Source organism: Paenirhodobacter huangdaonensis, from assembly GCF_004022465.1.
GTDB lineage: Bacteria > Pseudomonadota > Alphaproteobacteria > Rhodobacterales > Rhodobacteraceae > Rhodobacter > Rhodobacter huangdaonensis.
The window spans coordinates 636,049-650,081 of the sequence record NZ_SAVA01000001.1; the positions used below are offsets into that span (position 1 = coordinate 636,049).

Below are 14,033 nucleotides of genomic sequence, written 5' to 3' on the forward strand. Positions count from 1 at the left end.
CGGTTTACCGCGGCAATCGGCAGCGCTAGCCTCCGGGCATGGACATCACTGCCCGTCTCAAGGCCGAGGTCGAGAACCGCCGCGACGCGCTCATTGCGCTGACGCAGGCGCTGATCCGCGTGCCGACGCTGAACCCGCCCGGGCGCAATTACCGAGAGATCTGCGAGCTTCTCGCCGAGCGGCTGGCGCGGCAGGGCTTCGCCATCGAATTGCTGCGCGCCACCGGCACGCCCGGCGATTGCGAGGACTTTCCGCGCTGGAACCTCGTCGCCCGGCGCGCCGGCCCGCGCCCCGGGCAATGCGTGCATTTCAACGGCCATCACGACGTGGTCGAGGTCGGCCATGGCTGGACCCGCGATCCGTTCGGGGCCGACCTGGTCGATGACCGGATCTATGGCCGGGGCGCCTGCGACATGAAGGGCGGCCTCGCGAGCGCGGTGATCGCCGCCGAGGCCTTCCTTGCCGCCTGCCCCGATTTCGCCGGCGCGATCGAGATCTCGGCGACGGCGGATGAGGAATCGGGTGGCTTCGGCGGCGTCGCCTGGCTCGCAGAACGGGGCTATTTCTCGCCCGAGCGGGTGAACCACGTCATCATCCCCGAGCCCTTGCACAAGGACCGGATCTGCCTTGGCCACCGCGGCGTGTGGTGGGCCGAGATCGAGACCAAGGGGCGCATCGCGCATGGCTCGATGCCCTTCCTCGGCGACAGCGCGATCCGCCACATGGGGGCGGTGCTCGCCGAGATCGAGGACACGCTCTATCCGCTGCTGGCGCACAGGCACACCGCGATGCCGGTGATCCCCGAAGGGGCGCGGCAGTCGACACTGAACATCAACTCGATCCACGGCGGCGAGGCGGAACCCGAGCCCGGCTCGACCGCCCTGCCCGCCCCCTGCGTCGCCGACCGCTGCCGCATCGTGATCGACCGCCGCGTCCTGATCGAGGAGGACCTCGACGAGGTGAAGGCAGAGGTGACGGGGCTTCTCGACCGGCTGAAGGCACGCCGGCCCGGCTTCGACTACGAGATCCGCACGCTCTTCGAGGTGATCCCCTCGATGACCGCGCGCGAGGCGCCCGTGGTGCGCTCGACCGCCGCGGCGATCGCGGCGGTGCTCGGCCGCGAGGCAGGCTATGTCGTCTCGCCCGGCACCTATGACCAGAAGCATATCGACCGCATCGGCCGGCTGAAGCATTGCATCGCCTACGGGCCCGGGCAGCTCGAACTGGCGCATCAGCCCGATGAATGGGTGGGGGTCGAGGACATGCTCGACAGCGCGAAGGTGCTGGCACTGGTGCTGGCAGAACTGCTCGCCTGATCGCGAGGGGGGCGCTGCCCCCCGCTGCGCTCCCCCCGAGGTATTTCGGGCAAGATGAAAGCCGTGTTCATTTCATCTTGCTGAAAATACCTCGGGGGGCCGGGGGCGGCGCCCCCGGGCGGCGGGCTCAGACCGCGATATTGTCGATCAGCCGCACGTCGCCGATCCAGGCCGCGACCAGCAGGCGGGCGGGTTCGGTGGCATGCCCGAGCGGGCGCAGCCCCTCGACCGAGCGCAGATCGAGATAGTCGACCTCGCGGAACCCCGCCTCGAGGATCTCGGCCTCGGCCGCGAGCAGCGTCTCGCGCGCCGGGGCGCCCGCGCGCAGCGTCGCCGCGGCCGCCTGCAGGATGCGGTGCAGCGCCGGCGCGGCAGCGCGTTCGGCCGTGCTCAGCCGCACGTTGCGCGACGACATCGCCAGCCCGTCGGTCTCGCGGATCGTCGGACAGCCGATGATCTTCACCGGGATGTTCAGATCCTCGACCAGCCGGCGCACCACCTGCAGCTGCTGCCAGTCCTTCTCGCCGAAGAAGGCGCGGCCGGCCTGGGTCATGCCGAACAGCTTCGCGACCACCGTCGCCACGCCGTCGAAATGGCCCGGGCGGAAGGCGCCCTCGAGCGGCTCCGACACGCCCGCGACCGAGACCTTGGTGGCAAAGCCCCCGGGATAGACCTCGGTGACCTCGGGGGCGAAGAGCACGTCGACGCCCTCGCTTTCCAGAAGCGCGAGGTCATGCCCCTCGTCGCGGGGGTATTTCGTCAGATCGTCGGCGTTGTTGAACTGCATCGGGTTGACGAAGATCGTCACGATCACCCGGTCCGACTGCCGCCGCGCCTCGCGCACCAGCGACAGGTGGCCGTCGTGCAGCGCCCCCATCGTCGGCACCACGCCCACGAACATTCCCGAGCGTTTCCAGCCCGCGACCTTCTCGCGCAGCTCGGCCGAGGAGCGGATCACCTGGGTCATTTTTTCACCTCGTCGGCAAAGGAATGTTCCGGCGCCGGGAAGGCGCGGCTGCGGACCTCGGCGGCATAGACGGCGATCGCCTCGGCCGCCTGCGCGCCGAGCTCGGCATAGCGCTTGACGAATTTCGGCCGGAAATCGGTGAACAGGCCAAGCATGTCGTCGATCACCAGCACCTGACCGTCGCAATCGACGCCGGCGCCGATGCCAATGGTCGGGATCGCCAGCTCGCGCGAGACCTGGGCGGCAAGCGCCGCAGGCACCTTCTCGAGCACCACGGCGAAGGCACCGGCGGCGGCGACCGACAGCGCATCGGCGCGCAGCCGCGCCGCGTCATGGCCGCGGCCCTGCACCTTGTAGCCGCCGAGCGTGTTCACCGATTGCGGGGTCAGACCGATATGCGCCATCACCGGGATGCCGCGGGCAGTCAGGAAGGCGATGGTCTCGGCCATGTGCTGCCCGCCCTCGAGCTTGACTGCCCCGGCGCCGGTCTCGGCCATCAGCCGCGCGGCGTTGCGGAACGCCTGCGCCGGGCCCTCCTCGTAGCTGCCGAAGGGCATGTCGATGACGATCAGCGCCCGCTCGGATCCGCGCGCGACCGCCTGGCCGTGCAGGATCATCATCTCCATCGTCACGCCAAGGGTCGACGGCAGGCCGTGCAGCACCATGCCGAGCGAATCCCCGACCAGCAGCACGTCGCAGCTCGTATCGGCCAGACGCGCGACGGGTGTGGTGTAGGCGGTCAGGCAGACGACGGGCGCACGCCCCTTCATCGCGGTGATCTCCGCCGGCATCAGGCGGCGGGTGGTTGCGGTTGCACTCATGGCTTCCCCCTGTCCCGAGGCTCCTCTTCCTCGGGGCGTAGCCTTAATCCCCCGGGCCCGGCAATGCAAAGAAAGAATGCCGCGGCGCGGCGGCCGGCCCCGTTGTCGCCGCGTTGCAGCGCGGGCGCGGCGCAAATTCCTTGATCCCCGGCAGGCTTCGCATCAATCATGGCGCGAACCGCGCCCTGCCGGCGCGCGCCCGAGGAGACCCGATGCCCCATCGCCTGATCGCGGCGCTTGCCGCCCTTGTGCTGTCGGCAACCGCCGCCGCCGCCGCGCCCGATGCCGTCACCTTGGGCATGGTGCTCGAACCGCCGAACCTCGACCCGACCGCGGGAGCCGCCGCGGCGATCGACGAGGTGGTCTATGCGAACCTCTTCGAGGGGCTCACTCGCTTTGGCCCCGACGGCGCGGTGCTGCCGGCACTTGCCCGCAGCTGGGAGGTGTCGGAGGACGGCACCGCCTATACCTTCCATCTGGTCACCGGCGCGACCTTCCACGACGGCACCGGCTTTGACGCCGCGGACGTGAAGTTCAGCCTCGACCGGGCTCGGGCCGAGGACAGCGCCAATGCGCAAAAGGCCCTCTTCGCCGGCATCGCCGCGGTCGAGGTGATCGACCCGGCGACGGTGAAGGTGGTGCTGAGCGCCCCCGACGGCGCCTTCCCGGCGAAGATGGCCTGGGGCGATGCGGTGATTGTCGCGCCCGAAAGCGTCGCGACCGAGGCCACCCATCCCGTCGGCACCGGCCCCTTCGCGCTCGCCGACTGGGTGCAGGGCGACCACGTCACGCTGACCGCCTATCCCGGCTACTGGGGGGCGAAGCCGGCGCTCGCCAAGGCCACCTTCCGCTTCATCGCCGATCCGACCGCGGCCTTCGCGGCGGTGATGTCGGGCGATGTCGACGCCTTCCCGAACTTCCCCGCCCCCGAGACGCTGGTGCAGTTTCAGGCCGATCCGCGCTTCAAGGTGATGGTCGGCACCACCGAGGGCGAGACCATCCTCGCGATGAACAACCGCACCCCGCCGCTGAACAACGTGCAGGTGCGCGAGGCGATCGCCCATGCGATCAACCGCCAGGACATCATCGACGGTGCGATGTTCGGTTACGGCACGCCGATCGGCACCCATTTCGCCCCGCACAATCCCGATTACGAGGATCTGACGGCGCTGTCCGCCTATGACCCCGAGAAGTCGAAGGCGCTGCTTGCGGCGGCCGGGGTCGAGGGGCTGACGCTGCGCCTTGCCCTGCCGCCGCCGACCTATGCCCGGCGCGGCGGCGAGATCGTCGCGGCGGAACTCGCCGCCGTCGGGATCAAGACCGAGATCACCAATCTCGAATGGGCGCAATGGCTTGAGCAGGTGTTCAAGGGCCATGATTTCGATCTGACCATCGTCAGCCACACCGAGCCCGCCGACATCAACATCTATGCCCGGCCGGATTACTATTTCGGCTACAACAACCCCGATTTCGTCTCGCTGATGAGCGAGCTCGACCGCGCCACGGATCCCGCCACGCGCACATTGCTGACGCGGCGCGCCGAAGAGACGATCGCGCGCGATTACGTCAACGCCTGGCTGTTCCAGCTGGCGAAGACCGGGGTCGCGAATGCCAAGCTCGAGGGGCTGTGGCTGAACGCGCCGACGCCCGCGAACGACCTGACAAAGGTGCACTGGACGGAGTAGGACCGATGCTGCTCGAAGCGCTCACCCCCGCCGCGGCGGAGCCCGAAATCACCCGCCCCGATCCCGCGAAACTGGTCGAGGGCGATCCGGTCCACACCACCTGGAACGTCGAGGACGAGAACGGGCTTTACTGCGGCATCTGGCAGTCGACGCCGGGGGCCTGGCGCGCCTCCTACGAGGAATGGGAATACTGCCGCATCCTGACCGGCCGCGCGGTGATCGAGGGCGACGACGGCAGCCGGCTCGAGGTCGGCCCCGGCGACGCCTTCGTGCTGCGCCCGGGCTTTTCCGGCATCTGGCGAGTGCTGGAGACGCTGCGGAAGGATTACGTCATCCTCTATCGCTGAGGGGCGAGGGTTTTTCCGAGGCGCCGCGGGAAGGCAAGGCGAACGGAGCTGCCGGTTGGCGCGACTCTCCTTCGTCAGCACGGTTTGCCGTTTCCACCTCCGTCCCAATCCAACAAAATAGTTCGAAAAAGTTCTCCATATACTCTGGCAACAAATGAATCTCAGTTTCAGGATTACCGGATAATGAGGCCCCATCATCATGGTGAAGGGTATTGCGGATCTGACGATACAATTTGAGTCCTTCGGAAAACTCGGCAGGAATCGACACACCGCGAGATGTCAGCCAATCTTTGAGTTGGACCTGCTTACTCAGCTTGACCCCCTGATCTTTTAGCCATTTATCAAGGCAAGCTTCATAGCGCGGGAAAAAGGCCCATCCCAACTCGATAAGCTGGGATTCGATTTGATCGGCCCGGGTAAACTCAAAGCTATTTTGCCGAATCGGTCCAGAATGCAAATTTTCAGGCGATGGCAAGGCCCGGACAGCATGCAAATACGCTGATCGAGAATGCATTAGCTTCTTCTTAAGCAAAGCGGCAGTCACTTCTGGGAAGCCTTCTATAAGACCTCTTCAATGTTGTCGTTCTACTCCTTCTGGGGCGTGGCATTGAGGGCTCAAATCGACGCACCCGGCAAGTCCATCAGGGCCAATAAGGCCCCGATGGGACGTCCTGCCCCCCCCCCCGCGAAGCCGCCGCCCGGCTCAGTTCGTGCCGTGCAGCTGCGCCTCGCGCTCCTCGGCCGAGGCGACGGCGGCCTCGTGCTGTTCCTGCTCGACCTGCGAGTAATCCTGGATCTGTCCGGCCTCATAGGCCGCCTCGTCGGCGGCGATCGCCTCGGTGTCGGCGGCGGGCACGACATAGCCGGTGTGCAGCTCGGTCATTGCCCCCTCCATCTCGAGGCTTTCGGCGCGCGAGCGGACCTTCACCCTGGTGCCCAGCTCGGTCTCGTCGAACATGTCGATGATGTCCTGGTTGAACAGCCGGATGCAGCCCGCCGAGGTGGCCTTGCCGATCGAAGACGGGTCCATCGTGCCATGGATCCGGTAATAGGTGTCCTTGCCGCCCCGGTAGAGATAGAGCGCCCGCGCGCCAAGCGGGTTGTCGAGCCCGCCGGGCAAGCCCCCCGCCAGCGGCCCGTAAAGGTCGGGGTCGTTGCGCACCATGTTCTTCGTCGGCGTCCAGGACGGGTATTCGACCTTGCGCGAAATCACCGCATCGCCGGAAAAGCCCTTGCCGGCCTTGCCCACGGCGATGCCGAAGCGCATCGCCCGGCCGGGCGAGACGACGTGATAGAGAAGCCGCGCATAGGGATCGACGACGATCGTGCCCGGCTCTTCCGGCCCGGAATAGTCCACCCAGCGGCGGCGGTTGCGGTCGGTCAGGTAGTTCGGATTGACCGCCGGGATCACCCGGTCGCCATCGGGGCGGGACTGGTATTCGGGCGGCACGGCGGAACTCGAGGACACGGTGGCCGGGGTCATCGGCTGCTGCGCACAGCCCGCAAGGGCCGCAACGAGCAACACCGGAAAGACAATCGCATGACGACGCAGCGAGAGAGACAGCACGACAGCACCTATTCCTGAAACACCTTCTGGCCGACGCGACGTCAGCCTTCCCTCAAAAGGCCAGCGCCGCACCGGATGGTCAAGTCCCGTGAGGCCGCTGCGGTTCCATCAGATGTGAAGATGACCCGGAAACCACAGGGGTCCCGGGCCATCGGTGCGTTTTTACGGCATCACTCGATCTTGCCGACCGGGAAGAACAGGGTCTCGCCCGAGCTGTCGTCGACGCCGTCATTGTCGGTCACCACCCAGCCGGTGCCGGCCGCATCGATGGTGAAACCCTCGACCTTGTCGACGACATAGCCGCCCGTGGCCTTCAGGTCGGGGATCAGGTCGCGCACCTCTTCCTTTGCCACCACCGGCAGCTCGGAGCCGAGCGGCGCGGCGACCAGATCGGCGCGTTTCACCCGGTAGAGCCGCTTCACCACGGCCTTGTCGCCGATCAGGTTGTCGCGTTCGATCACATAGGCCCAGTCGCCGTGGAAGGTCAGCTCGGACAGCCCCATCCAGCCCGCGCCCTTCGGCTCGAGCGGATAGTGCACCGCGCCCCATTCCTTGGTCTCGGTGTTGTAGGAGACGAGCTTGACCATCCCCTTCGGGTCGTCCTTCCACTCGCGCTGCACCGCCATCCACAGCGTGTCGCCGTCCTTCGCGATGCCCTCGAAGCCGAAACGGGTCTCGACCGCGGCAAGCTCCGGCGGCAGGCCGACCTGCTCCTTGATCCTGCCCTTGGCATCGACATGCAACAGCCCGTGCGGCACCATCTTCGCCGTGTTGCCCTCGGTCGAGAGCCAGAACCCGCCCTTGCCGTCGGGCGTGATGCCCTCGAGGTCGGTCAGCTGCGCCGGCGCACCGTCGCGGGTGACGTCAAGTGCGGCGACGATCCGGGCGGGTTTCTGCGTCGTGTCGATGGTGAAGATCCGCGGCTCGGCCGAATAGAAGCTGTCCGAGATCGTGTAGAGGATGCCCGCCTTCTCGGGATCGGCGGCAAGACCCGAGAGCGCACCCCAGCCGATCAGCGGATCGGTGCCCGCCGAGGTCAGCATCGGATAGGCGGCCGGCGCCTCCTGCCGCTCGTAGATCATCACATGCGCCCGCGCCGCGCCATCGGCGCCCAGATCGGTCTCGTTCGCCGAGACCAGCAGGTTGCGGCCGGGGATCGCGACATAGCCTTCCGGCCCGATGCCCGAGGGCAAGAGCTGCAAAAGCTTCGGCGCCGCCGGATCGGTGCCGTCATAGACGCCGACGACCGAGCCGCGTTCCGAACCGATGAAGATCAGCTTCTGACCGCCGAAGGTGCCGGTCTCGACCGACTCGGGCTCGACACCCTTCTTGCCGGCACGCTTGTCGGGGAAATGCCCGATCGCCGCCACCGCGCGCTCGAAGCTGTTGCCGCTGTCGTAAACCAGCGTGCCGTCCTTGGCGAAGATCGTCCAGCCGCGGGTGCCGCCCTTCCAGTCGCCCTCGTTGGCGATGGCGATATGGTCGTCGTCGATCCATTTCACCGCGTCAGGCTCGCGCGCGATGTTCTCGATCTTGCCGGTGAAGTCGAGCTTGCCGTCCTTCCTGGTGTCGATCCCCTCGACCGTCGCGGTGCCGGCGCTGAAGGCCCGGGCGACCTTGCCGTCGGCACCGACGATGACGATCGCGTTGTTCTCCTGCAGGGTCAGCGCGATCTCGCCCTTGCTGTTGATGTCGACGAATTCGGGCTCCGGGTCCTCGCCGGCGATCTCGGACAGCCCGGTCACGTCGATCGTCTGCAGCGCGCCACAATCGGGCAGGCCGTTCTTCAGCGGCAGCTTGACCAGAACGCCCGCCGGCATCTGCGGCAGCGCGCCGTCGTTCAGCGCCTCGTCGCGTTCGTTCTCGATCGCGATCGCCAGAAAGCGGCCGTCCTTCGATTTCGCGATGGAATCGGGCTGCCCGCCCAGATCGCAGCGCGCCACCTCGGTCTTGGTCGCAAGGTCAACGACCTCGAGCCGGCCCGACGGGTTGGCATAGCTTTCCGAGGTGTTCACCGCGACAAAGGCCTTGCCGCCCAGCACCGTGACCGAGGTCGGCTCGCCCGTCACCGAAACCTCGCCCAGCCCCTTCGGCGCCGCCGGATCGGTGATGTCGATCAGCCCGATCACGCCCGCCGGGCTGTCGGTGTAGACGAGCGTCCTGCCGTCCTCGGTCGCCGAGATGATCTCGGCCGAGGTTTCGCGCGCGGCGTCGGTGCCGGCGGGGGTGTTGTCGGCCACCGGGAAGGCGGCGATGCGGTTGAAGTTCATCTCGGCCAGGGCCGGAAGCGCGGTCGTCAGGGCAAGAACGCCGCCGAGCGTCAGTCGCAGGATCATCGGATGCTCCGTCAATTAGGTGATGCGCTGCGGATGCCCGGCGCGGGTAACAGCCGGGCGACGGCGGCATGACGTTTCGGTAACGCAGCCGTGATCGCCCCGGCTGTGCGCGGTTTGCGGGCGACATGCACATCCTTTGCGCGCACACTTTTGAAGTGATTCTCGCATTGGTTGATTCGCCCGCCATTTGCCGACGCAGCGCCCGAATGCAGAAACGGCAATGCGGCGGAGATCGGAGGAAGCAGAGTGTTTTCTGGTCCCATGCCCGACGCCCCGCCCCTGACGGAAGCAGAGACGCTCGCCCGTCTCCGCCTCGCGCGTTCCCGCCGGGTGGGGGCGACCACCTTCCATCGCCTGCTGGCCGAACACGGCAGCGCCGCGGCGGCCCTTGCCGCGCTGCCCGAGATCGCCCGGGCCGCCGGGGCCGAGGGCTATGCCCCCTGCCCCGAAGGCGTCGCCCGGGCCGAGCTTGCCGCCGGCCGCCGCGCCGGGGCGCGGCTTCTGTCCTTCGCTGCGCCGGGCTACCCGGCCGCGCTGGCCGATCTCGACGATGCGCCGCCGCTGCTCTGGGCGCTTGGCGATCCGGCGCTGGCCGCGCGGCCGATGATCGCGCTCGTGGGCGCGCGCAACGCTTCCTCGCTCGGCCTGCGCATGGCGCAGCGGCTGGCGCAGGAGCTGGGCGCGGCGGGCTTCACCGTGGTCTCGGGCCTGGCGCGCGGCATCGACGCCGCAGCGCATGAGGCGGCACTCGCCAGCGGCACGATCGGCGTGCAGGCGGGCGGCATCGACGTGATCTATCCGGCGGAAAACACAGCACTTTCCGCCCGCATGGCAGGCCAGGGGCTGCGCCTTGCCGAGCTGCCCCCCGGCACCCAGCCGCAGGCCCGCCACTTCCCGCAGCGCAACCGGATCATCGCCGGGCTGGCCCGCGCCACCGTGGTAATCGAGGCCGCGGCGCGCTCGGGCAGCCTGCTGACGGCGCGCAATGCCCTCGATTACGGGCGCGAGGTGATGGCGGTGCCCGGCCACCCGATGGATGCCCGCGCCGCCGGCTGCAACCTGCTGCTGCGCGACGGCGCGCTCCTCGTGCGCGGTGCCGAAGACGTGATCGAGGCGCTCGGCGCGGTCATGTCCGCCCCCCGACCGGCCCGGCCGATGCCCCCTGCCGCGGCGAAATCGCCTCCCCCGGGCCCCGCCGCCACCGATGCGCCCGCCCGTGTCCTTGCCGCCCTCGGCCCCAGTCCGACCCCCGAAGACGCCCTGCTGCGCACGCTCGGGCTCGAGGCCCCGGTGCTTGCCCAGGTGCTGGTCCTGCTCGAACTCGAGGGGCAGGTGACACGCCATCCGGGAGGGCTTTTCAGCCTCGGCTGAGACCCGCACCAGCCCCCGCGCCCGGCGGGGCGGAAGAAAACCGCCTGTCAACCACCTGTCGGTGCGTCATTGACAATCCCCCCCCAACGCCCACATGTTCCGCGCCCAAGTGCTGAACCTGCGCATTGAAGAGGAAGTCATGGCCGTCGTCGTTGTCGAATCTCCCGCCAAGGCCAAGACGATCAACAAATATCTGGGCTCCGATTACACGGTTCTCGCCTCCTTCGGCCATGTCCGCGACCTGCCGGCGAAGGATGGCTCGGTCGACCCCGAGCATGATTTCGAGATGAAATGGGAAGTCGGGGCCGACTCGAAAAAGCACATCAAGGCGATCACCGATGCGCTTGCCTCCGACGACGAACTGATCCTCGCCACCGACCCTGATCGTGAGGGGGAGGCGATTTCGTGGCACCTCGAACAGGCGCTCGAGAAGAAGCTGAAGGGCAAGAAGGTGTCGCGCGTCACCTTCAACGCGATCACCAAATCGGCGATCACCGAGGCGATGAAACACCCCCGGCAGGTCGATGGCCCGCTGGTCGAGGCCTATCTCGCCCGCCGCGCACTCGACTATCTGGTGGGCTTCAACCTGTCCCCGGTGCTGTGGCGGAAACTCCCCGGCGCGCGCTCGGCGGGCCGCGTGCAATCGGTCTGCCTGCGCCTCATCGTCGAGCGCGAGATGGAGATCGAGGCGTTCCACGCCCGCGAATACTGGACCGTCACCGCCGAGCTGACCACGCCCCGCGGTCAGGTCTTCACCGCGCGGCTGACCGTTCTCGGCGGCAAGAAGCTCGACAAGTTCGACCTCGCCACTGCCACGGATGCGGAACTTGCGGTGCAGGCCGTGACCTCGCGCGATCTGACGGTGAAGGCAGTCGAGGCGAAACCCGCCACCCGCAACCCCTACCCGCCCTTCATGACCTCGACCCTGCAACAGGAGGCCTCGCGCAAATACGGCATGGGCGCCAAGGCCTGCATGTCGGCGGCGCAGCGGCTTTATGAGGCGGGCTACATCACCTACATGCGAACCGACGGCATCGACATGGCGCCCGAGGCGGTGATGGCCGCACGCGACGAGATCAAGCGCCGCTTCGGCGACAAATACGTGCCCGCAAGCCCGCGCATGTACAAGAACAAGGCGAAGAACGCGCAGGAGGCACACGAGTGCATCCGGCCGACCGACATGTCGGCCAGCCCCGAGAAGCTGCGCGTCGCCGACGATCAGGCCAAGCTCTACGAGCTGATCTGGAAGCGCACGCTTGCCAGCCAGATGGCCGCCGCGGTGATGGAACGCACCACCGTCGATGTGGGCTCCGCCGACGGTCAGGTCGAGCTGCGCGCCACCGGCCAGGTCGTCACCTTCGACGGCTTCCTGAAGATCTACGATCAGGGCCGCGACGACGACGAGGGCGAGGACGGCGCGCGCCTGCCGCAGATCATGGAGGGCGAACCCGCGAAGAAGGGCCAGATCACCCCCGAACAGCACTTCACCCAGCCGCCGCCGCGCTACACCGAAGCGACGCTGGTGAAGCGCATGGAAGAGCTCGGCATCGGCCGGCCCTCGACCTATGCCTCGATCCTGACCACGATCGTCGACCGCGGCTATGTCCGCAAGGACAAGAACCGGCTCATTCCCGAGGACACCGGCCGCCTCGTCACCGCCTTCCTGACGAACTACTTCCGCCGTTACGTCGAATATGATTTCACCGCCGATCTCGAGGAACAGCTCGACGACATCTCGGCCGGGGACCGCGACTACAAGGAGGTGCTTGCCCGCTTCTGGCGCGATTTCTCGGCGGCGATCGGCGAGACCTCCGAGCTGCGGATCTCCGAAGTGCTCGACAAGATCGACGAGGTTCTGGGCCCGCATCTCTACCCGCCGCGCGCCGACGGCTCGGACCCGCGCGAATGCCCGGTGTGCCACAAGGGCCGGCTGCATCTGAAGACCGCGCGCTCGGGCGGCGCCTTCATCGGCTGCGGTAATTACCCCGAATGCCGCTACACCCGGCCGCTCTCGGCCCCGGGCGACGGCGAGGCGGCGGCGCTCGACGGCAAGGTGCTCGGCGATGACGAGGGCCAGCCGGTGACGCTGCGCATCGGCCGCTTCGGCCCCTATGTGCAGAAGGGCGAGGCGAGCGAAGAGGTGCCGAAACCGCCGCGCGCCAGCCTGCCGAAGGGCTGGGCCCCCGAATCGATCGACCTCGAGCGCGCGCTGATGCTGTTGTCGCTGCCGCGGGTGATCGGCCCGCACCCCGAGGACGGCGAGCCGGTCGAGACCAATCTCGGCCGCTTCGGGCCTTACGTGAAATGGGGCAAGACCTATGCGAACCTGCCCGATGCGGAAGAGGTCTTCACCATCGGCATGAACCGCGCCGTCGAGGTGCTGGCGCAAAAGCTCGCCCGCGGCCCGGGGCGTGGCGGTGCCGCAGCACAGCCGCTGAAGGTGCTCGGCGCGCATCCCGAGGGCGGCGAGGTGCAGGTGATGCCCGGCCGCTACGGGCCCTATGTGAAATGGGGCAAGGTCAATGCCACCCTGCCGAAGGATGTCGAACCCGAGGCGGTGACGCTCGAGATCGCGCTGCCGCTGCTCGAGGCGAAGGCGGCGAAGGGCGGCAAGAAGAAGGCGGCGCCGAAGAAGGCCGCCGCAAAGACCGCCGCGGCCGCGCCGAAAAAGGCCCCTGCCAAGAAGCCAGCAGCGAAGAAGACCACCGCAGCGAAGGCGCCGGCAAAGACCGCCGCGGCGAAGAAAACAGCGAAGAAAGCCGACGCGGCGCCCGAATGATGCCTGTTGCGGCGGCGCGGCGGAGGGCCCGCGCTGCCGCGCAGCATCGCTGCGATTGACTCGCGCCCTCCCCTTGGTCACAAATTCCGCTCAGGATACGGGAGGACTACATGAGAAAGATCTACGGCTCGGCGTCGGAGGCCCTGGATGGGCTTCTGTTCGACGGGATGACGATTGCGGCGGGCGGGTTCGGCCTGTGCGGCATTCCGGAACTCTTGATCGACGCGCTGGTGGCAAGCGAGGTCAGGGACCTCACCATCGCCTCGAACAATTGCGGCGTCGACGGCTTCGGCCTCGGCAAGCTGCTCGACACCCGGCAGATCCGCAAGATGATCTCGTCCTATGTCGGCGAGAACGCGGAATTCATGCGGCAATATCTGTCGGGCGAGCTCGAGCTCGAGTTCAACCCGCAAGGCACGCTCGCCGAGCGGATGCGGGCCGGCGGCGCGGGCATTCCGGGCTTCTACACCAAGACCGGCGTCGGCACGGTGGTGGCCGAGGGCAAGGAGCACAAGGACTTCGACGGCGTGACCTATATCCTCGAGCGCGGCATCGTCGCCGATGTCTCGATCGTCAAGGCCTGGAAGGCGGACGAGAGCGGCAACGCGATCTTCCGCAAGACCGCGCGCAACTTCAACCCGCCGGCGGCGATGTGCGGGCGGGTCTGCGTGATGGAGGTCGAGGAGATCGTGCCGACCGGCGCGCTCGACCCCGACCTGATCCACCTGCCCGGGATCTACGTGCACCGGCTGATCCAGGGCGACCACGAGAAACGCATCGAACAGCGCACCGTGCGCAAGCGGGAGGCAATGTGATGGCCGAGGTGGTGACGGGCTGGGACCGC

Annotated in this window: 11 protein-coding genes; 6 read left to right on the forward strand and 5 right to left on the reverse strand. The window is 67.7% G+C overall.

Annotated features, from left to right (window positions below; translation table 11 throughout):
- The first annotated feature begins 38 nt into the window (after positions 1-38).
- Entirely contained in the window at positions 39-1,316 is a 1,278-nt protein-coding gene (locus EOW66_RS03035) for an acetylornithine deacetylase/succinyl-diaminopimelate desuccinylase family protein (protein ID WP_128154712.1), read from the forward strand.
- Positions 1,317-1,443: 127 nt separating this feature from the next.
- Here EOW66_RS03035 and panC read toward each other — a convergent pair whose 3' ends face one another.
- Together panC and panB are read right to left on the reverse strand one after the other, a co-directional pair.
- The gene (gene panC / locus EOW66_RS03040; RefSeq protein ID WP_128154714.1) at positions 1,444-2,283 is read right to left on the reverse strand and encodes a pantoate--beta-alanine ligase; all 840 of its coding nucleotides are present in this window, start codon (positions 2,281-2,283) and stop codon (positions 1,444-1,446) included.
- Positions 2,280-3,104 (reverse strand): 3-methyl-2-oxobutanoate hydroxymethyltransferase, encoded by an 825-nt coding sequence (gene panB / locus EOW66_RS03045; protein WP_128154715.1) that lies wholly within the window; start codon positions 3,102-3,104, stop codon positions 2,280-2,282. Before panB ends, panC begins: the two co-directional genes overlap by 4 nt.
- Before the next feature lie 212 nt (positions 3,105-3,316).
- Between panB and EOW66_RS03050 the strand changes: the two genes are divergently transcribed.
- Positions 3,317-4,789: an ABC transporter substrate-binding protein gene (locus tag EOW66_RS03050; RefSeq protein ID WP_128154717.1), complete on the forward strand. Its 1,473-nt coding sequence runs from the start codon at positions 3,317-3,319 to the stop codon at positions 4,787-4,789.
- A gap of 5 nt (positions 4,790-4,794) precedes the next feature.
- Positions 4,795-5,136, forward strand: a complete 342-nt coding sequence (locus EOW66_RS03055; protein WP_128154718.1) for a cupin domain-containing protein — start codon at positions 4,795-4,797, stop codon at positions 5,134-5,136.
- On the opposite strand, the gene EOW66_RS03060 is transcribed toward EOW66_RS03055, so the two are convergent.
- The 3 genes from EOW66_RS03060 to EOW66_RS03070 form a co-directional block, all read right to left on the reverse strand.
- Positions 5,120-5,650: a hypothetical protein gene (locus EOW66_RS03060; RefSeq protein ID WP_164881007.1), complete on the reverse strand. Its 531-nt coding sequence runs from the start codon at positions 5,648-5,650 to the stop codon at positions 5,120-5,122. The genes EOW66_RS03055 and EOW66_RS03060 overlap by 17 nt on opposite strands.
- Positions 5,651-5,839: 189 nt before the next feature.
- Complete coding sequence (locus tag EOW66_RS03065; protein WP_239017476.1) at positions 5,840-6,703, reverse strand: L,D-transpeptidase; 864 nt, start codon at positions 6,701-6,703, stop codon at positions 5,840-5,842.
- Between the two features lie 170 nt (positions 6,704-6,873).
- Entirely contained in the window at positions 6,874-9,039 is a 2,166-nt protein-coding gene (locus EOW66_RS03070) for an esterase-like activity of phytase family protein (RefSeq protein WP_128154722.1), read from the reverse strand.
- A gap of 261 nt (positions 9,040-9,300) precedes the next feature.
- On the opposite strand from EOW66_RS03070, the gene dprA reads away from it, so the two are divergent.
- The 3 genes from dprA to EOW66_RS03085 all read left to right on the forward strand — a co-directional run bounded on the left by dprA (position 9,301) and on the right by EOW66_RS03085 (position 14,004).
- Positions 9,301-10,410 carry a DNA-processing protein DprA gene (gene dprA / locus EOW66_RS03075; protein WP_128154779.1) on the forward strand — a complete coding sequence of 370 codons (1,110 nt, stop codon included), beginning with the start codon at positions 9,301-9,303 and terminating at the stop codon, positions 10,408-10,410.
- 139 nt (positions 10,411-10,549) lie between these two features.
- Positions 10,550-13,189, forward strand: a complete 2,640-nt coding sequence (gene topA, locus EOW66_RS03080; protein WP_128154781.1) for a type I DNA topoisomerase — start codon at positions 10,550-10,552, stop codon at positions 13,187-13,189.
- 110 nt (positions 13,190-13,299) lie between these two features.
- Positions 13,300-14,004 carry a CoA transferase subunit A gene (locus EOW66_RS03085; RefSeq protein WP_128154724.1) on the forward strand — a complete coding sequence of 235 codons (705 nt, stop codon included), beginning with the start codon at positions 13,300-13,302 and terminating at the stop codon, positions 14,002-14,004.
- The last annotated feature ends 29 nt before the right edge of the window (positions 14,005-14,033 follow it).

Bases quoted from the DNA above. Each gene is read 5' to 3' on its own strand.
- EOW66_RS03035 (WP_128154712.1), top strand. From the start codon at position 39: ATGGACATCACTGCCCGTCTCAAGGCCGAGGTCGAGAACCGCCGCGAC.
- panC (WP_128154714.1), bottom strand. From the start codon at position 2,283: ATGACCCAGGTGATCCGCTCCTCGGCCGAGCTGCGCGAGAAGGTCGCG.
- panB (WP_128154715.1), bottom strand. From the start codon at position 3,104: ATGAGTGCAACCGCAACCACCCGCCGCCTGATGCCGGCGGAGATCACC.
- EOW66_RS03050 (WP_128154717.1), top strand. From the start codon at position 3,317: ATGCCCCATCGCCTGATCGCGGCGCTTGCCGCCCTTGTGCTGTCGGCA.
- EOW66_RS03055 (WP_128154718.1), top strand. From the start codon at position 4,795: ATGCTGCTCGAAGCGCTCACCCCCGCCGCGGCGGAGCCCGAAATCACC.
- EOW66_RS03060 (WP_164881007.1), bottom strand. From the start codon at position 5,650: ATGCATTCTCGATCAGCGTATTTGCATGCTGTCCGGGCCTTGCCATCG.
- EOW66_RS03070 (WP_128154722.1), bottom strand. From the start codon at position 9,039: ATGATCCTGCGACTGACGCTCGGCGGCGTTCTTGCCCTGACGACCGCG.
- dprA (WP_128154779.1), top strand. From the start codon at position 9,301: ATGCCCGACGCCCCGCCCCTGACGGAAGCAGAGACGCTCGCCCGTCTC.
- topA (WP_128154781.1), top strand. From the start codon at position 10,550: ATGGCCGTCGTCGTTGTCGAATCTCCCGCCAAGGCCAAGACGATCAAC.
- EOW66_RS03085 (WP_128154724.1), top strand. From the start codon at position 13,300: ATGAGAAAGATCTACGGCTCGGCGTCGGAGGCCCTGGATGGGCTTCTG.